Origin of the sequence: Methylobacterium sp. Leaf112 (assembly GCF_001423295.1) — a bacterium.
Lineage (GTDB): Bacteria > Pseudomonadota > Alphaproteobacteria > Rhizobiales > Beijerinckiaceae > Methylobacterium.
The window spans coordinates 117,944-140,238 of the sequence record NZ_LMNG01000002.1 but is presented as its reverse complement, the minus strand read 5'-3'; the positions used below and the strand labels follow the sequence as shown (position 1 = coordinate 140,238).

Sequence of the window (22,295 nt, the reverse complement as noted above, 5' to 3'; positions counted from 1 at the left end):
CGAAACGATGGTTCCGGTTCTAGCGAAGCAAGTTCGTCTTGGCGAGGTCGAGGACGGAATCGCCGCGCCCGCTCATGACCGCACGCATGACGTAGAGGCTGAACCCCTTGACCTGCTGACCGTCGATCTTGGGCGGCATCGACAGCTCCTGGCGGGCCACCACCACGTCGAGGAGCGCGGGGCCGTCATGGGCCAGTACCTCCCGCACGGCGTCCTCCAGTTCGGCCGGGTCCTCGACCCGTACGGCATGGATGCCCGCACCCCGGGCCATGGCGGCAAAGTCCGGATTGTCGAGGGCGACCCCGGTCTCGATGTAACCGGCAGCCTTCATCTCCATCTCGACGAAGCCCAGCGTGCCGTTGTTGAACACCACCACCTTCAGGGGGAGCTTCTCCTGTCGCAGCGTCAGCAGGTCGCCCATCAGCATGGTGAAGCCGCCATCGCCCGAGAGCGAGACCACCTGCCGCCCCGGCTGCGCCGCCTGCGCACCGATGCCCTGCGCCATGGCGTTGGCCATGGAGCCGTGGACCCACGAGCCCAGCAGGCGGCGCTTGCCGTTCATCTTGAGGTAGCGCGCCGCCCAGATCGTCGGCGTGCCGACATCGGCGGTGAAGACCGCGTCCTCGGCGGCCGCTTCGCTCAGGAGCTTGGTGAGGTATTGCGGGTGGATGTGGTTCGTTCCGGCCTTCAGTCCGAACCAGCCCTTCTTCGGGGCGCCGGTGGCGAGGTCGTCCAGGTCCTCGCGGGCCTTGGCGTAGTGCTTGAGCGCCGCGTCGAGGTGCTTGCGGTCGTCCTTCGGGGCGAGCTTCGGCATCAGGGCCGCGATCGTGTCCTTCACGTCGCCGACGAGGCCGAGATCGAGCTTGCACCGGCGGCCGAGCTGTTCGGGGCGGAGATCCACCTGGGCGATCTTCGCATCCGTCGGGTAGAACTGCCGGTAGGGAAAGTCGGTGCCGAGCATCAGCAGGGTATCGCAGCCCATGATGGCGGCGTAGCCCGACGAGAAGCCGATGAGGCCCGTCATGCCGACATCGTAGGGGTTGTCGTACTCGACGAACTCCTTGCCGCCGAGCGCGTGGACGATGGGGCTCTTCAGGGTCTCGGCGAGCTGCAGCAACTCGGCATGCGCTCCGGCGCAGCCCCGACCGCACAGGAGTGTGACGCGGCGCGAACCGTTGAGGAGGTCGGCCAAGGCGTCGAGTTCCCGGGTGGCGGGGCGCACCATCGGCCTTCTCGGAATCAGGCCGGCATTCGGCGCGATGTCCCGCTCCGGCGCGTCCTTCAGGGCGACATCGCCCGGGATCACCACCACGGCGACGCCGGACAGCCCGATGGCCGCCCGCATGGCGTTCTCCAGAACCTGTGGCAGTTGCGAGGGGTCCGAGACCATCTCGCAGTAATGGCTGCATTCGCGGAACAGGTTTTCGGGGTGGGTCTCCTGGAAGTACCCGGAGCCGATCTCGGCAGACGGGATGTGGGCCGCGATGGCAAGCACCGGCGTCCGCGAGCGATGGCAATCGAACAGGCCGTTGATGAGGTGCAGGTTGCCCGGGCCGCACGAGCCGGCACAAACGGAGAGTGCGCCGGTGATCTGGCTCTCGGCTCCGGCCGCGAAAGCCGCGACCTCCTCGTGGCGCACATGCACCCACTCGATGGTGTCGCGGGCCCGCAGGGATTCCGTCAGGGCGTTCAGGCTGTCGCCAACGAGGCCGTAAATCCGGGCGACGCCCGCCTGCTCGAGGGTCTCGACAATAAGGTCTGCGACGGTGACGATCTTCATGGGCTTGATCCCTCTGCTGGGATTTCAAACCGTACGGGATCGCCACGCGTTCCCGGATTGCTGCGTTGCGGCAAAGTCAAGCGCGCTGTCCGCCGGGCCGTCGCGGAAATTGCCGGCGGACGGAGGTGGTGCGCGGCCAAACCCCGAAGTGTCTGCGCCGAACGTCGCCGCAGCCGGTTCTTGCACCGCGCAACAACCTCGGACGCTCCGAGACCAGCACCCGGAGGGTATCGTCACCGACAGCTATTCGTTGGTAAAGTATTTGTTCGTGAGGTAGGCGACCTCGGTGCGGTTCTTGGCCTTGAGCTTCTTCATGATGTTGCGAACGTGAACCTTTACGGTGCTCTCGCACATGTTGAGTTCGTAGGCGATAATCTTGTTCGGCGTGCCTTTCCGCAGGGCGCGGGCGACGCTCATCTGTCGCGGGGAAAACGCTTCATCGTCCGTCCTCACCGGTTGTGGCTTCGCGGAAGCGTTGGCCAGGGCGTTCAGCATGCAAGCCGCGGGCACATAGACGCCGCCGGCACGGACGAGATGCAGGGCCTGCACGGCAACGTCGAGGGAGCTGGTCGTCGGGATATAGCCCTTCACGCCCAACTGAAGAATCTTGACGATGGTTTCGGGGCTCTCGCTGTCCGACATCACCATGGTCGGGATCGTCTCGTTCCAGGCGCCGAGCTCGGCCAGGTCGTGGCTGATGGCGGCGAGGTCCGCGTCCGCCGCCTGGTGCCCAGGCAGGCAGAACACCACGAGGCAGGCAGCCAGACGCGAGACCTCGCTCTTCCATTGGTCGAGACTCGGATACAGTTCGAAGGTCGAGATCTTGTCGGCAGTGCGAAGCGAGGCGAGGAGGCACTGTCCGACCAGAGGACGGCGATCGATTAGAATGATCGTGTTGCCGATCGCGTTGGCCAGAACCACGCCGGCCGCCGTCAGGTCATTCTCCGAGGGGAGCGTATGATGACGATTCAAGTGACTTTCGAACTTGAAATTTTGTCCGGACGAGAGGCCGGCACGCACAATATCAATATTGCTCATGATAAAGCCCCTCTTTAATATAAATCTAGATACCAATACTATTTTCTAACAATTTTTAGTTTTTGCCCGAGCCTTGACGCTCGTACCCATCTCCACGGTCCGACACGCCATCGGCGATGAGAGATGTTAGTGAAATCTTAACGGATTTGTCAAGCTAACTCATTACCCCTTTTGGCGTATTCGCGTCCTTGTCCTGGTGTTCGTCTGGTCCAATGCCTTGGAATGGAATCACCGAATGCAGTCTCGGCCGTGTTTTCGATGAAATGGTGCCTATCGCATTTCTCCAGCCGCGGACGACAAACCCATTCGTAGGAGCCATGTCTTCTGTCGGTTTCTCATCATCGGGAAAAAGGATCGTCCTTCGCGGGGCCGACCCATACGCTTCAGTTCGAGTTCCTGGGGGCGGCAGTCGACGGCGATACTGATGACGCAACGGTCGTCCACTGCCGCCCCCGCTTCCACCCGTCGCGATCGCCGGCTTCCTGTATAGGGCGTTGCTGGGTTTCCCCGGCATCCCGACGGGGGCCTGGAGGGCGCTCCCCAGGGCTGTCCTGGTCCTGGAGAGCGCCAGGGGGGGGGCGCCTGCCGCGCATCGTGCACCGCCTGCCGCCCCTCGGCGATGGCTCCTACGCTCTCTGCCTGCTCCACAACCTCATACTCGATCTCGCCTTCGCCGCCCTCGTGGCGGTGGGCGCGAGCGACCGCCACGGTTGGGGGGGCCACCCTGGCGGTCCTCATCTGCCGTATCGCCTCCACGTTCGCCCAACGCTTCGCCGAGGCACCGTCGACGGCGGGCCTCATCCGGTTTCGCCGCGCCCCAGTGGCCGGCGTCACCGTGGGCTGAACAGCCGATCGCCCGCATGCAGAGACGAAGTCAGTAATCATCCGCACCCGAAACATGCCGCATCCGGCGGCGGGCTTGGGATTCGCTCACCTTGAGACTTAAATTCTCCGTTGCGAGATGATAGTGTCCGTCTTACGGCGAAACATCGCTGCATTTGATGTCTGCTTTTGGACGTACGGATATGCCGGGTGTTCTAATCCCGACGACAGATTTCAAGGGAGGTCTGAGCCGATGTGGGCCCTCGTTCATGACAATGGTAGTTCCACACCGGACCCCATCGCCGATGAGCGGGAAGCGGTGCGCGCGCATCTCCGCAAGATTTTGAAGCGCCTGTCGCGGAGCGGGAAATCGAACGACAATCAGCCCTAGATGCCATGGCGCGTCGCCTGTGCCGCTCGACGGCACTGGATCTCCGCAAATAGATCGCGCACTCGAGCCCCTTCTCCAGGGTAGAAGGCACTGGCCTGGCTCGTATAAGTCTCGCCTCCGGGGCGACAGGATCGATGTCCATACTCGGGCCGAACCGCCTGCGGCTCGCCTTGGGGAACGACGAGATCCGATGTGCATCGCGATCTCGATGCGCGTTCTCCGGTGCAGCTTGCTCGTGGATCGTGCAGGGTGGGCCTACCGACGCACGTCGATCGGGATGAGACCGTGATACCGGTCCGTACCTCCAAAGTGCATGCCTCGGAAGTATATTGCAATGATATCGGCCTGATCAATATCAGACAGTAAATTAATTTATATGATCTGATGAGTATCGGTCGGATTTGGTACGGGAGCCTTCTCCGGATACGAAGGTATTCTTCCCGTTGTCGAGATGCAGCCTGCATCCATGGGAGGTTGAATTGCAGTCTCGCTTTCACTTCGACCTCGAGAACAAGCGTGAGGCGATCCGCGACGAGGAGGGCGTTCTGGCGGCCGATCTTGCGTGCGCGCTCGAACAGGTCGTCTCCGGCGTCGAGGAGATGCGCGCCTCCGGTGAATTGGAGGGGGCCGGCCGGGGCTGGTTCCTCGTCGTCCGGGACGCGGACGGCATCGTCAGGAAGCGTGTGCCGGTCTGAGCGACATCGCCCATCAGACAGGCCGAGCCCCCGCATCCGCCTGACCGCTGGGCATCCGCCTGACCGCCCGGCATGGACGGCAACCCGCTGCCCCGGAAGCACCGGGGAAATGAGACCGGGTCCGCCGGTCCGATCCAATGCACCGATCAGGCGCGAGCACCGGCCCGGCCGCTCGCACGGTACAGGAAGGCGGCGGCCGGGGAGCCCGCACGGCGGAGTGCGGCGACGTTCACCCGATTGAGGACGGTGCCCAGCAGCTTGTCCCGAAGCAGGCCGGCTTGCGCGACGCCGATACCCAGATGCTCCGCCTCGACCTGTCCCCAGCCCGCGACCAGGATGACGCCGCCGAGATACTGTACCGCCGCTCGCACCTCGGCGCCGGACGCGAGGGGGGCGAGGTCGCAGATGACGTAATCGTAGTCCTTCTTCGTCCCCTTGAGCAGGGTGTGCATCGCCTCGGTCCAGATCGGCGCGCTGCAGTGGGACGTGGCGTGGCCGATGGGCAGGAAGTGGAGCCCGTCCGCGGGGTCGGTCTGCACGAGGTCGGCGGGCCGCGCCTTGCCGACCGCGAGGCATTCGATCAGGCCGTCCTGCGACTGGCGCAGCAGCCGCTTCGTGAGCCCGGAATCCGTGGCGTTGCAGTCGATGAGCAGCACCCGCTCGCCGCACGCCGCGATGACGTGCGCGAGGTTGGCGGCCACCGTGGAGGCGCCCTCCCCCGGGAAGGTCGAAGTCACACCGATCCAGCGCGGAGCCCGGCCGGCGAGGCCCGCGTCGATGGCGACCTTGGCGTGGCTCATGGTCTGGGCGAAGGCCGAGAACGGATGCTTCGCGGCGTAGCCGCTGAGCGGAAGCTGCCGCAGCAACGGGCCCTTGCGGCGCAGGCGCTCGCGCCAGCTGCGCAACCGCGCGACACGGTGCAGCCGCGGCACGATGCCGAGACATTCGGCCCCGGTGGCCCGCACGATCTGCTCGGGGCTCTGCACGGTGCGGTCGAGCATCTGCCGCAGCAGGGCGTAGGTGACCCCGAAGGCGCATCCGGCTAAGGCCGCGAGCGCGACGATCAGGAGACCGCGCGGGTTGCTCTTGTCGGTGGGAGGGGCGCCCTGGGCGATGATGCGCGTCTTCGGCCCGACATCGCGCAGACGCTCGCGCAGCCAGATGCTCGCCGATTGCGCCGCCTCGATCCGCGCGGCGACCTGATCGTCGACATAGGCTCGAGCGATCTCGTTGGCGATCCGCGCCGCCTCTTCGGGATCCGGGGCGGTGGCGACGATCATCACGATGTTGCTCATGCCGACCCGTTCGACGCTGTAATCCTGCTGCAGCCGTCGCATGGCAGCGCGACGCATCTCCCCCGGGTTGCGGGGCCCCTCCGCTGCGGCGGGCTGGAGCGCCTCCGCGATGCCGCGCAATGCGCCGTCGAGGGGGCTGCGTGCCGCACCGTCCGGTTCTTCGGGGATGAGCCCGGAGACCCAGCTCGCGGCGCCTTCACGGAGCCGCTCGACGAGACCGGGCATCTCCGTGCTGCTCTCGGCGAGCCGCAGACGATCGACCACCGCAAGGGCGATCCTCTCGGAGCGCACGATCTGCATCTGCGTCTCGAGGAAGGACGGATCGGGCAGCGATTCGGCGAAGAGCGCGTCGTCCCGGCTGAAGGTCAGCTTCAGGTTCGTCAGCAGGAGTTGGGTGTGCGACTTGTAGATCACCGGTCGCATGACGACGTAGACCGCCGCCAGCGCCGCGCAGACCAGCGCCAGCTTGACGATGAGACCGAGCCGGCGGTGGACCGCGCTCATCATCCAGCGCCAGTCGATCGTTTCGCCCTCCCCCCCGAGGAAGAGCGGGTTGCCCACCAGGCTGGCGGGACTTCCCTTGACGTGCAGCATCGTTCTCGGCCTTCGATTGATGCGGGTTTCGTTGGGGGCGTCGGGGCCGTTTCGCCCCGGGTTGCCCGTATGAATACCTGCCGCGGAGCGTCCGGCGCCCGGCTCTCCCTCGGCGGTTTCAGCGCACCACGTCGGCGGTGCGCTTCGCCCGCGCCTCCTCGGCGACGCGCGGGACCGGGGGGCGGGTCTGAGCCATGGCGGGCGTCGATCCCTCGCGGCGCTGCAGCTGCACCTTGAGGATGTCCCCGGGCAGCACGGGCGTCGTCTCGAACGCCTCGAACTCCCGGGTCTCGCCATCCTCGACCCGCACGACCGAGAACGTGAAGTGCACGGTGGGCTCGCCCCGAGCGCTCAAGGTGCCTTCGCCGGCCTGAGCGAGGCTTTCGCGCACGATGCGCTCCGCCGAGGCGATCCGGCCGTTGGTCTCGGTGATCTGCGTCTGGGTTTCCAGAAGGTCGCGCAGGGCGGCCACCGTACGCTCGGAGCGAACGGTGGCGAGGGTCCGCTCGGCGGTGTTGATGTTCTGGCGGGCCCGCAGGGCCAGGGTGTCGAACTCCTTCTGCTCGCGCTCGATCTGGGCCAGGGTGCGCTCCAGCGGCAGGACGCGCGACGTCGCGGTCAGGCCGCGGACGATGAGATCACGCACTTCGGCAAGCTCGCGCAGGACCGACTGCCGGAGCTTCTCCGTCGCCTCGCGCTGTCCCTTGAGGGAGACGATCTCGTCTTGATGCAGGGTGATGGACTGCTGCAGGGCCCGCAATTCGCTCTGCTGGTGCCCGCGCTGAGCGCGCAGCATCGACTGTTCGCTGCCGGAAAGCCCCGGCGCGGTCTCAGGCGCGGCCTCCGCTCCACCGATGGCGGCCGGTTTCTCGAGCCAGGCGATCTCGGCCTTGAGCCGCGTCTCGCGGGCGGCGAGTTCCCGGCTCTTCTGGGTGAGGATCGGCAGCTCGCCCTCGGTCTTCAGCCGCTCCTGGACCACCGAGAAGGTCATTGCGTCCGGCCGGCGGTAGGCCCCCCCGGCGATGCTGACGGCGTTGAGCACCAGCATGCCCGGCCGATAGGCGTACTCGCCCGAACGCTCGACGCTTCCGATGATGTAGTAGGGGCGGTACTGCGCCACCCCGACGGCGGTGTTCGGCGGTTCCGACAGGCCGGCCCGCGTCCTGAGGCGCGTCGAGATCTCCTGGGCGAGGTCGGCCGGCTGGAGGCCGGAAACCGGCACGTCGCCGATGAGCGGCAGCGAGATCAGCCCGTCCGCGCCGACGGTGAATTCGCCGGTGAGGGCCGGCCATTCGTAGACGTGGATGCGCAAGCGGTCCTGGGCGCCGAGCCGGTACTGCACGGCATCGGTGGCCCGAAGCGGGGTCGATCCGATGACGCACAGCCCGAGGCACAGGGCGGCGCGCAGGTGATTGACGGACGAGGTGATGCTTGAGGGGAACATGGCCAACCCATCGCTGCCGGTCGCCGGAGGATCATAGCTGCGGCCAAGATCGAGCCCGGACTCGGCCATTCGAGGATCGGAGCGCAAAGGACGGATCACCCGTGGGACAGGGATCCGTCCAATGGGGCCGGGACTACCCCCTTGGACTGAGGGCCCGGCGCGGGGCGGTCGCACGGTGACTTCCAGCCGGGATCTCCGGGACGGCGTAGGGCTGGCCCCCGGCGAATCGCTCGCCGTGAAGCCGGCCCCGTGATGGCCGGTCCGCGTGCCGTCGATGGGCATCGCGGGTGTCGTCGGAACCCGGCGTGCCCCCTTCGCTCGGGAACGCCGCCGACCTGAGACGCCCCGGTGATTTGGGACGCTCCGCCGGCTCGGCGATACGGCGTCCGGCCGCTTCAGCCGGATGCCGTATCGCGCACCGAACCCGCGCGGGCCCGGAGCGCGTTGCGCCGCTGGGCGGCACGGTCGGAGACGCTCGCCAGCGCCGCTCCGGCGGCGGCGCCGTCGGCGAGGTGGCGGGCCAGCGCCCGTGCCGTGGGGAAGCGGAACAGGTCGGTGATGGCGAGACGGGGCGCGAGGCCGGCTTTCAGGTCGCGATGGGCCTGAACCGCGAGGAGCGAGTGACCGCCCAGGGCGAAGAAGCTGTCGCCCGGACCGACCCGCTCCAGGCCGAGCACCCGGCGGAAGACTTCGGCGATCGCGACTTCGAGGGCGTTGCCCGGCTCGCCGGCCTCCGCGACTGCGGGCGCCACCATCGCCGCGACGGGCGCCGGCAGCGCCTTGCGGTCGATCTTGGCGTTGGGCGTCAGCGGAAGGCGGTCGAGGGCGACGAAATGGGTCGGGACCATGATCTCCGGCAGGGTGCGGCCGAGCGCTGTGTGCAACGTCTCCGCCGCCGGGGCCGGCCCGTCCGGGACGAGGTAGCCGACGAGGCGCTGATCGCCCGGCCTGTCCTCCCGCACGGTGACGACCGCCTCACGCACCCCCGGACAGGCCCGCAGGGCCGCCTCGATCTCCCCGAGTTCGATCCGGTGGCCGCGCAGCTTCACCTGATGGTCGAGGCGTCCGAGGAAATGCAGGGTGCCGTCCGCCTCGAACTGCGCCAGATCGCCGGTCCGGTAGAGGCGTCCGCCCGACACGAAGGGATCGTCGAGGAAGCGCTCGGCCGTGAGGTCCGGGCGATCGAGGTAGCCCCGCGCGACCCCGGCGCCCCCGATGTAGAGTTCGCCCGGGCAGTGGGGTGGCATGGGCCGCATCCACGCGTCGAGGACGTAGAGCCGCGTGTTGGCGATGGGGCGGCCGAGGGGCACCGTCCCGGCGCAGGCCACGGCCTCCTGCGTCGCGGACCAGATCGTCGTCTCGGTCGGGCCGTACATGTTGGTGATCTCGGCAATGCCCGCCGCCCGCAGATCGGCGAGCAGATCCCCGGACAGCGCCTCGCCGCCGACGTAGAGGTGGGACAAGCCCGCCAGCGCCGCCCGGTCCTCGGGCGCCATCAGCATCATGCCGGCCATGGACGGCGTGCATTGCAGGTGCGTGACCCGGTTCCGCCGGATCTGTGTGCCGAGCCCTTCGGGCTCGCTCGTTGCCGTGGAAGGGACGTTGCAGGCGGCCACCACGGCGGCGAGCGGGCGGAGGCCGTCGAGCACGGTCGCGGTCGGGAGGCCGAAATCGATGAGGCAGGCGATCTCGTCGACGCCGACGTCCTTGAGCTGCGCCACCCGCGCCAGGGCGTCGGCCTCGGTTCCGAACAGGCCGCTGTCCTCGAAGTAGCGTTCGAAGGCGAAATCGAGGATCGCGTCCATCTCCTCCGGGGCGACGGCCCGCAGGTCTATGGCCATCGGCTGGGTGATGCCGGTCGGGCGTTTGAAGGCCGGGAATGCCCAGGCGTACTGCTTGATGAGGGCCGCGGCACTGCGCAGGTAGTCCCGCATCGGTTCCCGCGTCAGCGCCCGCACGGCGTCCCGGTCCTCACCGAGGAACGTGTGGAGCATCAGCGTGACGGTGTGGGCGGCCGGGTCGTGGCCGGCCTCGACCAGGGCGCCGCGATAGAGGGCGATCTTCTCGGCCAGTTCGTCGATGGACTGCCCGAGCAGATGGGTCAGCAGGTTGGCGCCGAGGCGTCCGGCCTCGCGAAAGCTCTCGGGGTTGCCGGCGGTGGTGATCCAGACCGGCAACTCTCTCCGGACCGGGCGCGGCTGCGTCACCACGTCGACCGTTCCTCCGCCGGGCGCCTCGAACGGCACGGCCTCGCCGCGCCACAGGCGCCGCACGGTCTCGACATCGCGCAGGAGGGCCTCCTTGTTGCGCGGCGGCGCATTCTCGGGCCGCAGCACGAAATCCTCGGGCATCCAGCCGGACGCGAAGGCGATGCCGGCACGCCCCCCGCTGAGATTGTCCACCACCGCCCATTCCTCGGCGACGCGGGCCGGATGATGCAGGGGCAGGACGCAGCTGCCGCCCCGGATCTCGACCCGCCGCGTCACCGCCGCCACCGCCGCACCGGTCACCGCCGGGTTCGGGTAGGGCGCACCGAAATCGTGGAAGTGGCGCTCGGGGGTCCAGACCGCCGTGAAGCCGTTGGCGTCGGCAAAGCGCGCGCTCTCCAGGAGCAGATGATACATCTGCGCGTCGGACCGGTCCGATTGGCCCCAGTGGAACAGGCTGAAGGCCATCGGACCGGCAATTCGCGCCCGTGCCGCACCGGTCGGGGCCGCCGCGACGACGACCTTGAAGCCGCGCGCGAGGGTCCAGAACAATTCCAGCACCGAGATGTCGAAGGACAGGCTCGTCACAGCGAGCCAGGTCGGCTCCGCCTCGTCGTGTGCGATGCGCGCATCCATGCCGGTGAAGAAATTCGCGACGTTGCGATGCTCGATCACCACGCCCTTCGGACGCCCCGTCGAACCCGAGGTGTAGATGACATAGGCGGCGTGCGCCGCCGTGACACCGGATTCGGGGCGAGTTTCCGGGAGATCCGTCGCGTCGGCGTCCTCGATGGACAGAACCGTCCCGGGCGTGCCCGGCACCAGACCGGCGAGGGCCTCCTGTGTGAGGACGACGGACAGGCCGCTATCCGCGATCATCAGGGCGAGGCGCTCGCGCGGGTAGTCGGGGTCGAGGGGCACGTAGGCGCCGCCGGCCTTCTGGATCGCCAGCGCCCCGACCACGAGGTCGAGCCCCCGGGCGACGTAGAGCCCGACGGGCTGGTCCGGTCCGACGCCGTGGGCCCGAAGCGCGTGGGCGACCCGGTTGGCGCGCCCGTCGAGGTCGCGGTAGCGCAAGGTCTGCGTACCGCACACGAGGGCGGTGGCATCGGGCGTGCGATCGACCTGGCGCTCGATCAGCGTGTGGAGACAGGCGGTCTCGTCGTACGCCGTCCCGGTGCTGTTCCAGTCGAACAGCATCCGCTCGCGCAACGCCTCCGAGATCAGCGGAAGGTCCTCCACCGGACGATCGGGTTCGGCCGCGTAGGCGGCCGCCAATGTCTCGAGACGCTCGGCCAGGGCCTCGGCCTCCGCCGCCGGCAGGCGACCGGCATCGTAGACGATCAAGGCCTGCCCCGTGCCCGCCACCAGGGTGAGCGGACAATCCGGGAGCGCGTGCTCCGGCGCGGGGGCTGTGGCCTCGACGAGGCCGATCCCGTAGCGCGAGGGGGAGAGCCCCGGGGTACGCCGTGGCAGGTCGGCGAAAGCGGTGGCATGCGCCCGCAGGGAGGCGATCTCGGCCGCGACCGCGCGTTCCAGGGCCGCCCCGGACACGCCCTCGGCCTCGATCCGCATCGGCTGGACGGCGGCGAACAGCCCCGGATCGGTGCGCCCGGCCGCCCCCACCGTCGCGTCCGCGTAGGCGACGTCGAAGCGGGGCTCTCCGGAGACGCGGGCGAGATAGGCGGCGAGCGCCGCGATGGCGCGGACGCCCGACAGCTCCGGCGGCAGCGCGAGCGGCAGGCTCCGCATGACCGCCGCGCCCGTCCCCGGGGGCCGGATCTCCGGCAGTGCCAGCGGTGCCAGACCGGCGAGGCGTGCCCGCGTCCAGGCCTCGTTGCGGGCCGCCGCATCCGTCATGGCGGCGAGGCGTTCGAGTTCGTCGGCATCCGGCACCCCCAGGGTATCGCCGACGGCACACCGTGTGTCTGGATTCACGGGTGCGCCGTCCCCATCGGTCAAACCCTCGATCCGAATGGCCTGGTCCAGGGCCGCCACCGTGAGCCCGTCCGAATCGACGCCCAGCACCGTCCCGGGGGGCGACAGCGTCAATGCGCCGGTGGGCGCCACGGAGGCGACCGCGTAGGCGTCCGCGCCGATGCGGATCTTCGGAGTCACCAGGGGATTGGCGTATCCGGGGCCGAAATCGAGGGCGCGGGCGAGCCGGGCGAGATCGGCGCCGGACCGGTCGAACCGGAGCAGACCGGCGGCGGCCGGGCGCCGATGCCGGCGGTACATCGTGAGGGCGCCCGCATCCTGCGGCCGGGGCACGAGCCCGCCCGCCTCGATCCCGTCGAGCAATTCGCCGAAAGCTTCGATCCCGGCCTCGAAGCAGCGGCTGTTGAGGGTGAAACCGGTCTCGTCCGGGGCGATGTCGAAGTGGCGCGCGACGTAGATACCGCCCGCATCGATCGTGTCGGTCATGGCGTGCCAAGTGATCGCGTGCGCCGTCTCGCCGTTCAGGATCGCCCAGGCCGGTGTGTTGACGCCGGCGTAGTGCGGTAGCGGACCGTCGTGGAAGTTCGCCGCTCCCTCCAGGGCTCTGCCCCAGACGCTGCGGGGCACGATGCGCAGGTTCGCGATGGAGAGGAACCAGTCGTAGTCGAACTCGGCCAGCGAGGCCGCGACCTCGCCCTCGGCGCCGACGACGCTCAACCCGACGCCCTCGGCCCAGCGCGCGACCGCATCGCTCCCCGTGACCACCGCCATCACGCGGTACCCGCGGTGGAGCGCGATCGCGCCGCACTGCACGAGCAGCGACTGGTCGCCCATGAGAACGAGCCGGATTTCGGAGGGAGCCCTCATCGCACGTCACCTCGGTTCGGAATGCGCTGGCCCAAACGGCTGCGGCCCGTGTCCGGGGCCTTTTTCGAGCCGGGCCGCCTCCGGTCTAGGTCGGGGGCCGAGCGAGGCTCCACGCCTTCAATCGGGCGACGCCTACGCCTTGTGGACAGGGGGATTCACCGCATGGGGAACGGGCAGGCCGCCTTTTTGGCCGGACCGCCCATGGGGCCGGCCTCGCTAGCGTGAGGTCCATGCCCGGTGCCCCGCCGCGAGGAGGAGCCGTAACCAGGGTCACGTCGCAAGGGAGCCCGTACGTCCCATGTCCGCGTTCACGCAGCAGGCACCGGAAGCCGAAATCCACGGCGTCGACAGCTCGGAGACCGACATCGCCGTCATCGGGATGGCGCTGCGGGTCCCGGGGGCCCGCAACACGCGGGAATTCTGGGAGAACCTGCGCGGCGGCGTCTCCTCGATCCGCCGGCTCTCGACGGAGGAGCTCGACGCCGCCGGCGAATCGCCCGCCCGCTATAGCCTGCCGAACTATGTGCCGGTCTCCGCCGACTTGCCCGACATGGAGATGTTCGACGCCGACTTCTTCGGGATGAGCCCGAAGGACGCCGCCGTGATGGACCCCCAGCACCGCCACTTCCTCGAATGTGCCTGGGAGGCGATGGAGAGCGCCGCCCGACCGCCGGAGTGCGAGGCCGGGCCGGTCGGCGTCTTCGCCGGCTGCGGCATGGGCAGCTACTTCTACGACAACGTCCTCAGCCATCGCGATCTGGTCGAGCAGACCGGCCTGTTCCTGCTGCGGCACACCGGCAACGACAAGGACTTCCTCACCACGCGCGCCTCGTTCCTGTTCGACCTGAAGGGGCCGAGCGTGAGCGTGCAGACGGCCTGCTCGACCTCCCTCGTCGCGGTCCACGCCGCGTGCCAGAGCCTGCTCGCCCGCGAATGCGACATGGCGCTCGCCGGCGGCGTCACCATCGAGCTGCCGCACCGGCGCGGCTACCTCCATCAGGACGGCGAGATCCTCGCTCCGGACGGTGTCTGTCGCGCCTTCGATCATCGGGCCGCCGGCACCGTCTTCGGCTCCGGCGTCGGCGTCGTGGTGCTGCGCCGGCTCGCCGACGCCCTGCGCGACGGGGACCCGATCCAAGGCATCATCAAGGCGACGGCGATCAACAACGACGGTGCCGAGAAAGCCGGCTACCTCGCCCCCAGCATCGACGGGCAGTCCCGCGCCATCGTCGAGGCGCAGGGCCTCGCCGGGATCGGCGCCGACGCGATCCAGTACGTCGAGTGCCACGGCACCGGTACCTACTTGGGCGATCCCATCGAGATCGCGGCGCTCACCCAGGCATTCCGCCAGAGCACCGGGCGCAGCGGCTTCTGCCGCGTCGGCTCGGTCAAGACCAATATCGGGCATCTCGACACGGCGGCGGGTGTCGTCGGCCTGATCAAGGCCCTGCTCGCCCTGCAGCACGGGGAGATCCCCGCGAGCCTCGGCTTCGAGCGGCCGAACCCGTCCATCGATTTCGCCGGCAGCCCGTTCGCGGTCGCCGACCGGTTGACGCCCTGGCCGCGGATCACGGGGCCGCGCCGGGCCGCCGTGAACGCCCTGGGCGTCGGCGGCACCAACGCCCACGCGATCCTCGAAGCCCCTCCCAAGATCGCCGCATCACCCGCCGGGTCCGGCGGCCCGGAGCTGATCCTGCTCTCGGCCCGGAACCGCGCTTCCCTCGACGCGGCGGGCCGCGACCTCGCGGCCGAGCTCGAACGCCGGCCCGAACTGTTGCTCAGAGACGTGGCCTACACGCTGTTCTCGGGCCGCCGACACTTCGAGCACCGCCGGGTCCTGGCGGTCGCCGACCGGGCCGAGGCGATCGCGCTCCTGACCGGCGGGGACAGCCGCCGCAGCCACACCCATACGGTGGTGCCGGAGGCGTCCGGCGCCGTCTTCCTGTTTCCGGGCGGAGGTGCGCAGCACCCCGGCATGGCGCGCGGACTCTACGACGGCGAGCCGGTCTTCCGTGCCGCCGTCGACGAGGGCCTCTGCTACCTGCCGCCGGCGGTCGCTTCCGAAATCCGAGCGCATTGGCTCGGCGCGTCGTCGCACGGGGCGGAGGCCGCCGCGTGGCTGCTGCGCCCCTCCCGCCAGCTTCCGGCGATCCTGATCTGCGAGGTCGCCCTCGCCCGGCTCTGGTCGAGCCGGGGCCTCACGCCCGCGGCGCTGATCGGCCATTCCATGGGCGAGAACGCCGCTGCCTGCGTCGCCGGGATCATGACCTTCCGCGAGGCGGTCGGTCTCGTGCGCCTGCGCGGCGAATTGTTCGATACGGTGATGGGCGGCGGCATGCTCAGCGTTGCCCTCGACGCCAGCCTCTTGCGCACCCGGCTGCCGGCGGACCTCGACCTCGCCTCCGTGAACGGGCCGGGGCTGTGCGTCGTCTCGGGGCCCGAGGCCGCGCTCGCGGCGTTCGCCGCGGCGCTCGCCGCCGAGAGCGTCGAGGCGGCCCCCGTCGCCATCGCCATCGCCGCGCATTCGCGGATGCTCGACCCGATCCTGCCGCGCTTCGAAGCCTACCTGCGCACGCTGGACCTGCGCGCGCCCATGATCCCGGTGGTCTCGAACCTCACCGGAGCATGGCTCACCGATGCCCAGGCCCGCGATCCGCTCTACTGGGTCTCGCACCTGCGCGGGACGGTGCGCTTCGCCGACGGGCTCGCGCTCCTCGCCGCCGACCGGGCACGCGTCTACGTCGAGGTCGGCCCCGGTCGCGCCCTGTCGTCCCTCGTGAAAGCACAGGGGACGATCCCGGCCGATGCCATCCTCAACACGCTGCCGCATCCCGACGAGGCGACGGATGTCCGCCTGTCGTTCCTCGCCGCGTTCGGCCGGGCGTGGGCGACGGGCCTGACGTTCGATCCGGGCCGGCTGTGGGCCGGGCGCGGTTGCCGGCGCGTCGCGCTGCCGACCTACCCGTTCCAGCACAAGCGTTACTTCCTCGATTCCGTGGCACGGCGTGCGTCCGACCCGGCCGAGGCGGTGCCGACGCGCCGGCCCGATATCGCCGAATGGGGCTACCGACCGGTCTGGCGCCAGTCGGCGGCGCTCTTGGAGGCACAGTGCGATCCCCTGCCCCGCACGTGGCTGGTGTTCCACGACGGGGAGGGCGTCGGCCCGGATCTCATCGACCGCCTGCGCACCGCCGGCCATAGGGTCACCGAGGTGGTGCCGGGCGATCAGTTCGGCCGCCGTGGCCTCGACTCTTACGCACTCTGCGCCGAAGAGGGCCGGCCCGCCTACGAAGCCCTGGTCCAGGCCCTCGACGCGGATGGACGCCGGCCCGACCGGATCCTCCACCTGTGGCTGCTGACCCGGGAAGAGCGGGTCCGGCCCGGGTCGAGCGCCTTCCACCACACCCTGGAACGCGGCTTCTCCTGCCTCGTCGGGCTGATGCAGGCGTTGGGCGAGGCGGCGCCAGTCCACGTCACCGTGGTGACGAACGGCATGCAGGCGGTCGGCGGTCGTGTGCCCGCCCATCCGGACAAGGCGACGGTGCTCGGGCCCGCCCTGGTCATTCCGAAGGAGATGGCGGGCGTCACCATCCGCACCATCGACATGGATTGGCCCGAACCCGCCGCTCCGGCACTCCTCGGCCGGCGGCCCCGCCCCGCAGCGCCGGAAGGCGGCGACCTCGAACGGCTGTGGGACGATCTCATCGCCGAGCCCGGCACCGAGACGGTGGCCTACCAGCGTGCGCGGCGCTGGACGCAAGGTTTCGCCCCCCTCGCCCTCGACGCGGCGGAGGCGGGCCGCGCGCGTCTGCGCGAGGGTGGCGTCTACCTCGTCACCGGCGGCCTCGGCGACATCGCGGGCACGATCTGCGAGGCGCTGGCGCGGCAGTACCGGGCGCGCCTCGTGCTGGTCGGACGCTCGATCCTGCCCGAGCGCGACCTGTGGGACGATCTCCTGCGGGTCCATGGCATCGAGGGGCGGACCGGCCGCTCGATCGCGCGGATCCGCCAGCTGGAAGCCCTTGGGGCGGAGGTGCTCTACGGGTGCGCCGACGTCAGCAATCCGGAGGAACTGCACGCGATCATCGCGCGGGCCCACGCCAGGTTCGGGCCGATCAACGGCGTGATCCATACAGCCGGCCTGGTGCGGGACGGCCTCGTCGCCATGAAGTCCGAGGCCGACATCGAGGCGGTGTTCGCCCCGAAGATTCAGGGCACGCAGAATCTGCACGCCCTGCTGCGCGACGACCCCCTCGATCTGTTCGTGCTGTTCTCCTCCACCAGCGCCGACACCGCGCCGGCCGGTCAGGTCGATTACGTGGCGGCCAACGCCTACCTCAACGCCTTCGCGGAGGCGGCCGCCGGGCACGGCACCTGCCGGACGGTGGCGATCCACTGGGGCATCTGGAACCAGATCGGCCTCGCCGCCCGCTCCGTCGCGCCCGCGCGGACGCCGCCGGTGCGGCCGGCACCGCGCGGTCCGCTGTTCACGACCTGGGCCGAGGACGGGGCCGGCGGCACTTGTCTGGAAGGGCACTGGAGCGCGACGGACCATTGGATTCTCGACGAGCACCGGATGGCCACGGGCGAGGCGATCTGGCCCGGGACCGGCTATCTGGAAATCGCCGCCCAGGCCCTGCGCGAGCACGGCATCGAGGGCGGGTTCGCCCTCGAGGATCTGATCTTCCTCCGCCCGCTGCACGTGCCGGACGGTGAAGCCTGCCGGGTTCAGGTGCGCCTGGAGCCCGACCAGGACGGTTTCCGCCTCGACGTGCGCAGCCTCGTGTCGGCGGGCGCCCGGACGGGGTTTCGCCGCCACGCGCGCGCCCGGATCCGTCTGCTCCCTGCCGCATCCCCGCGCGGAGATGCGCCACAGGCCACCGCGACGTTGCCGTCGGCCATTCCCTCCGTACAGGAGGCGCATCTGCGCTTCGGGCCGCGCTGGCGTGTCCTGCGCGACCTTGCCATCGCGGACGGTACCGCGACGGCGCGCCTCGCCCTCGATCCGGCCTTCCGGGCCGATCTCGACACGGGCTACCGCCTGCATCCGGCGCTCACCGACATCGCCACCGGCTGCGCCATGGCCCTCGTGCCGGCCTACGATGCGGGCGCGGCCCTCTGGGTGCCCGTCTCCTACGGACACGTACGGGTGCATGCCTCGATGCCCGCCGAGGTGACGAGCCGGATCCGGCTCGGCGTCGCCGAGGGCGGCGAGGGCTTCGCGAGCTTCGACGTGGTGATCACCGATGCGGCGGGCGAACCCGTGCTGGAGATCGAGGGCTTCACCGTGAAGCGCCTCGACGGCGGCGTCACCCTGGGCGCGTCCGATGCCGGCATCGAGTTCGCGGCCCCGCGCGCCGATCCATCGCAGGTGTCGTCGCCGGCGGTACAGGCCCTCGCCGCGATGGTCCGCCAGGGCATCCGCCCCGAGGAGGGCGTCGAGGCGCTGTTCCGGGCGATCGGGGCCGGGCGGCCGCAGGTCATCGTCAGCTCGATGGATCTCGAGGCCCTGCGCGCCCGCGCCGCCGCGCCGCCCGCCGAGGCCGCCGCCCGGACCGAACTCTTCGAACGGTCCGGGAACGAAGCCGCCTACGTGGCGCCCCGCTCCGAGACCGAGCGGGTGCTCGCCGGCTTCTGGACGGAACTCCTCGGCATCGGCCGGGTCGGCATCGAGGACAACTTCTTCGACGTCGGTGGTCATTCCCTGATCGCCGTGCGCCTCCTGCGCAAGATCCGCACGCGCTTCGCCACCGATCTGCCGATCTCGGTTCTGTTCGAGGCGCCGACGATCGCGGCCTTCGCGGCCCTGCTCGGAGACCGGCCCGAGGCGGCGGCACTTTCCGGGACGGGCGACGCGGTTCCGGCCCCGGCGGAGGCGGCGCCCAGACGGCTGCACGTCGTGCCGATGCGGGTACAGGCGGACGATGCGCGCACGCCGTTCTTCCTCTGTGCCGGAATGTTCGGCAACGTGCTCAACCTGCGCCACCTCGCGCTCCAGCTCGGGAGCGAGCGGCCGGTCTACGGCCTGCAGGCCCGCGGGCTCTACGGCGAGCACGCTCCCCACGAGACCTTCGAGGACATGGCACGGGACTATTGCGCGGAGATCCGCGCGGTCCAGCCGCGGGGGCCCTATCTGCTCGGCGGCTTCTCCGGCGGCGGCCTCGCGGCCCTGGCGATGGCCCGGCGCTTGGCGGAGGAAGGCGAGGCGGTGCCGGTCGTCCTGCTCCTCGATACGCCGGTTCCCCAGCAGGTGACGCTCTCCCTCTCCGACCGCCTCGCGATGAAGGTGCAGGAATTCCGGTCGCAGGGGGGGAGCTTCCTCGGCGCTTGGATTAAGCGGCGCGCCCGCTGGGAGGCGATGCGCCTGCGCGAGCGGATGCAGGCGCCCGAAACACTCGGGACCGAGCAGTTCCACGACGGCGCCATCGAGGCCGCCTTCCGTCGTGCCCTCGATCGGCTCGTGCTGGAGCCGTATTCCGGACGGGTCGTCCTCTACCGGCCGGAGGTCCAGGTCGCCCACCGCCTCTCGGGAGGACGCCGATTGGATGTGAACCGCTCCCTCATCCTGGAGGACAACGGCTGGGCGCCCTACGTGCCGGACCTCGATATCGTTCACGTCGCCGGCAACCACGACAGCATGGTGCTGGAGCCCAACGTCCGGGTGCTCGCCGCCCGGATGCGCCGCCATCTCGCCGATGCCGAGGCGGCCCCGGCCGAGCCCTCCCGCTTCGACCCCTCCCGATCCGCGCCCGCCGCGGCCCTCGCCTGATCGGCCACGCCCGATGCGGCGTCGAAAGCCCGGCCGCCGGACAGGCGGCCGGGCTTTCGTACGGTCGGCCCCCCGTTAGCGTCGGTCGTCGATGGGCTGCCTTCAGCCCGTGCCGTCGGAGGATGGGTCGAACGGCGTCCAGCCGGGTGCGCGCCACAGTTTCCAGCGCCAGCGCAGGGCCTTGCTCAGCCGTTCGACCCGGGCGCCGAGGAGGCCCGCCTGCGGGCGCCAGTGCGCGCGCTCCATGTAGGGCCAGAAGATCTCCGTCGCCTGGCTCCGCAAGCGTGCCGCGCAAGCCGCCGGATCGGGTTCCGGCTCACGCGCGGCGGTTGCGGCGACGGTACCGGCGAAGTCCTGCAACGCCCTCGCCGTCTGCGGGTCGATCCCTTCGGGAGCCCAGGCGCCGATCGGTGCACGCCCGGTCATCGCCGCATAGGTGACGAGGGCCAGGGCGTAGTGGCCGAGGCGCGTCGGATGAACTTGGTCTTGGATGAGCAGCGCAGTGGTTCGGCCGGCATCCTTTTCCGGCCATCCCGGAGGCGCGGACCCGTTCGCCGCCCGCTCGATCAGCGTGACGAGGGCGGTGGCGGCGGGGAGGATGGCGATGGGGTTGCCCCGCCGGGCGGCCACCGAGCGCCGGTTGGCCGCCGCAACGAGGCAGTGCCAGAGCGGAGCCGCCGCGCGCTCGTAGGCGATCCAGGCGCTCGGCTCATCCTTGTCGTCGAGGGACATCCACGGAACGTAGAACCATGTCTTGATCCCCGGATTGGCGGCAGAGGCGCAGTCGTGCAGCCGACCGAGCGCGCCGATGGTGTCGTTCCACAGGAACGCACCCATGAGGTCGTGCTGCTCGGTCACCACGAGGGTGTCGTAGAGCCCGCCTGGCCCGTCCGGGTCCGAGGCCTCGTCGGTCACGAACGCGCCGTCACGGCAGGCACGCTGCCGGATCGTCGATCCGGAGCCGTGGCGCCGGCCCCAGGCGAGCGGCTGTCCCAGGCTTGCGGCGATCCGTACGAGATCGTCGGGAATCGGCCGGTCGGTCAGGCTGTGTCCCGAAATGAAGATTCGCGCCGGAGCGGCCGCCTCGTCCGCCCGGGCCGGTCCGGTGCTCGGAGCGAAATGGCTCACGGCCAGGAGGTGAGCGGCGAGGCCGGCGGCCGCGAGACGGCGCGGACGCCGGCCCGGACGGTCACGGCGTTCCACTGCGATCGGTCCTGGTCCAGGCGACCGGCGTCCGTGCCAGGAGCCGCTGGTAGAGGACGGCGTTGCCCGCGAGGTAGGCCATGAGCGCACGTGGCCCGCCGCCGCCATGGCCCTCGGCATCCGCCAGTCGCCAGCCGGCGACGATCGCGACCATAAGGGACGCCGCACTCGCCGCACCGATGGCGAACGGCACCGGCGAAGCGCCCGCCACGGCCGCGGCGGCGGCGATCGCCACGAGGGCGGCATTGGCCAGAAGCAGCAGCGTCAGGGGCGGCACCATCGCGTCGAGCATCTGGGCCACGCATGCGCGGTCGCCGCGGCGCAGACCGGTGATGAGCTGCGGCAGCGCCGTGCGGATCTGTCCCAGATGCCCCCGCTGCCAACGCTCGCGCTGACTCGCGACGGCGGGTTGCGCCGTCGGAAACCGGCTCGTCACGAGCGCCGCGTCGCACAGCATCGGGGCGTGGCCCGCCAGGGCGCAGTCGAGGCCGAGCTTCAGGTCCTCGACGATCTCGCCGCTGTCGAGCCGGGCCTGCGCGATGATCGGCCAGGGGAAAGCCATGCCGCTGCCCGTGAGCTGGCAGGGCAGGCCCAGAGCGGCGAGTCCGCGCGGCCGGAGCGCGTTCTTCACGAAAAAGGCGAACTCCGCCACTTTGAGGCCCGGACGGGCACCGGGCGGGGCGAGGCAGAGGTAGCGCGCCTGGACGGGACGCCCGTGGGCCAGCGCTTGCCCCGCGAGGGCGTCGAGGGCGCCGGTGCCGAGATGGCAATCGGCATCGACGAACACCACCACGTGCGGCGCCGCAGCCTGCAGGTGCCGGATTCCCGCATCCATGGCGTAGCCCTTGCCGCGCGCGAACGGGTTCTGCCGCACCACCACCTCGGCGCCGGCCGCTGCCGCGACCTCCGCCGTGCGGTCGGTACAATTGTCGGCCACGACGACGAGCCGATCGTCCGGCAACAGCTGTGCCCGGACGCTGTCCAGGGTCGCGCCGAGGTGCCGCTCCTCGTCATGCGCCGGGACGACCACTGCGAGCGAGCGCCGATCCCGCGAGGGAGGCAGGGGCGAAGGCCGTGATCGCGGCCGATGGGCGGCCGCGATCTCAAGGCAGAACAGGGCGGCGGGAATGGCCAGGATCACCGCCACGAGACCGAGGAGGCCTGACAGCAGGAAGAGCGGCACGGTCATCGGAGCCTCGCATCGTTTCGGCCCCCGAGCGGGCGCCCCGCCTCAGGGTTTGCCGATCCGAAT

Annotated in this window: 9 protein-coding genes; 2 read left to right on the top strand and 7 right to left on the bottom strand. The window is 70.1% G+C overall.

What is annotated here, in order from left to right; genetic code table 11:
* Positions 1-19: 19 nt before the first annotated feature.
* Together poxB and ASF52_RS02915 are read right to left on the bottom strand one after the other, a co-directional pair.
* On the bottom strand, positions 20-1,780 hold the full coding sequence (gene poxB / locus ASF52_RS02920) for a ubiquinone-dependent pyruvate dehydrogenase (protein ID WP_056167301.1): 1,761 nt from the start codon (positions 1,778-1,780) through the stop codon (positions 20-22).
* Between the two features lie 243 nt (positions 1,781-2,023).
* Entirely contained in the window at positions 2,024-2,818 is a 795-nt protein-coding gene (locus ASF52_RS02915; protein ID WP_082479327.1) for a LuxR C-terminal-related transcriptional regulator, read from the bottom strand.
* A 1,692-nt stretch (positions 2,819-4,510) separates the two neighbouring features.
* Between ASF52_RS02915 and ASF52_RS02910 the strand changes: the two genes are divergently transcribed.
* Complete coding sequence (locus ASF52_RS02910; RefSeq protein WP_056167296.1) at positions 4,511-4,726, top strand: DUF6894 family protein; 216 nt, start codon at positions 4,511-4,513, stop codon at positions 4,724-4,726.
* Positions 4,727-4,872: 146 nt separating this feature from the next.
* On the opposite strand, the gene ASF52_RS02905 is transcribed toward ASF52_RS02910, so the two are convergent.
* From ASF52_RS02905 to ASF52_RS02895, 3 genes are all read right to left on the bottom strand, one after another.
* Positions 4,873-6,615 (bottom strand): tyrosine-protein kinase domain-containing protein, encoded by a 1,743-nt coding sequence (locus ASF52_RS02905; RefSeq protein WP_056167293.1) that lies wholly within the window; start codon positions 6,613-6,615, stop codon positions 4,873-4,875.
* Between the two features lie 118 nt (positions 6,616-6,733).
* Positions 6,734-8,059, bottom strand: a complete 1,326-nt coding sequence (locus tag ASF52_RS02900; protein WP_162241011.1) for a polysaccharide biosynthesis/export family protein — start codon at positions 8,057-8,059, stop codon at positions 6,734-6,736.
* A 395-nt stretch (positions 8,060-8,454) separates the two neighbouring features.
* Positions 8,455-13,071, bottom strand: coding sequence for a MupA/Atu3671 family FMN-dependent luciferase-like monooxygenase (locus ASF52_RS02895; protein WP_082515162.1), 4,617 nt, complete (start codon positions 13,069-13,071; stop codon positions 8,455-8,457).
* Between the two features lie 298 nt (positions 13,072-13,369).
* Between ASF52_RS02895 and ASF52_RS02890 the strand changes: the two genes are divergently transcribed.
* The gene (locus ASF52_RS02890) at positions 13,370-19,840 is read left to right on the top strand and encodes a type I polyketide synthase (protein ID WP_082515161.1); all 6,471 of its coding nucleotides are present in this window, start codon (positions 13,370-13,372) and stop codon (positions 19,838-19,840) included.
* A 102-nt stretch (positions 19,841-19,942) separates the two neighbouring features.
* Here ASF52_RS02890 and ASF52_RS02885 read toward each other — a convergent pair whose 3' ends face one another.
* A complete protein-coding gene (locus ASF52_RS02885; RefSeq protein ID WP_056167286.1) occupies positions 19,943-21,043 on the bottom strand; it encodes a hypothetical protein in 1,101 nt (366 codons plus the stop codon).
* Positions 21,030-22,232, bottom strand: coding sequence for a glycosyltransferase family 2 protein (locus tag ASF52_RS02880; RefSeq protein ID WP_056167282.1), 1,203 nt, complete (start codon positions 22,230-22,232; stop codon positions 21,030-21,032). The genes ASF52_RS02885 and ASF52_RS02880 overlap by 14 nt, the downstream gene beginning before the upstream one ends.
* Between the last annotated feature and the right edge of the window lie 63 nt (positions 22,233-22,295).

Excerpts from the sequence above, each read along its gene's own strand:
- poxB (WP_056167301.1), bottom strand. The coding sequence starts at position 1,780 with ATGAAGATCGTCACCGTCGCAGACCTTATTGTCGAGACCCTCGAGCAG.
- ASF52_RS02915 (WP_082479327.1), bottom strand. The coding sequence starts at position 2,818 with ATGAGCAATATTGATATTGTGCGTGCCGGCCTCTCGTCCGGACAAAAT.
- ASF52_RS02905 (WP_056167293.1), bottom strand. The coding sequence starts at position 6,615 with ATGCTGCACGTCAAGGGAAGTCCCGCCAGCCTGGTGGGCAACCCGCTC.
- ASF52_RS02900 (WP_162241011.1), bottom strand. The coding sequence starts at position 8,059 with ATGTTCCCCTCAAGCATCACCTCGTCCGTCAATCACCTGCGCGCCGCC.
- ASF52_RS02895 (WP_082515162.1), bottom strand. The coding sequence starts at position 13,071 with ATGAGGGCTCCCTCCGAAATCCGGCTCGTTCTCATGGGCGACCAGTCG.
- ASF52_RS02890 (WP_082515161.1), top strand. The coding sequence starts at position 13,370 with ATGTCCGCGTTCACGCAGCAGGCACCGGAAGCCGAAATCCACGGCGTC.
- ASF52_RS02880 (WP_056167282.1), bottom strand. The coding sequence starts at position 22,232 with ATGACCGTGCCGCTCTTCCTGCTGTCAGGCCTCCTCGGTCTCGTGGCG.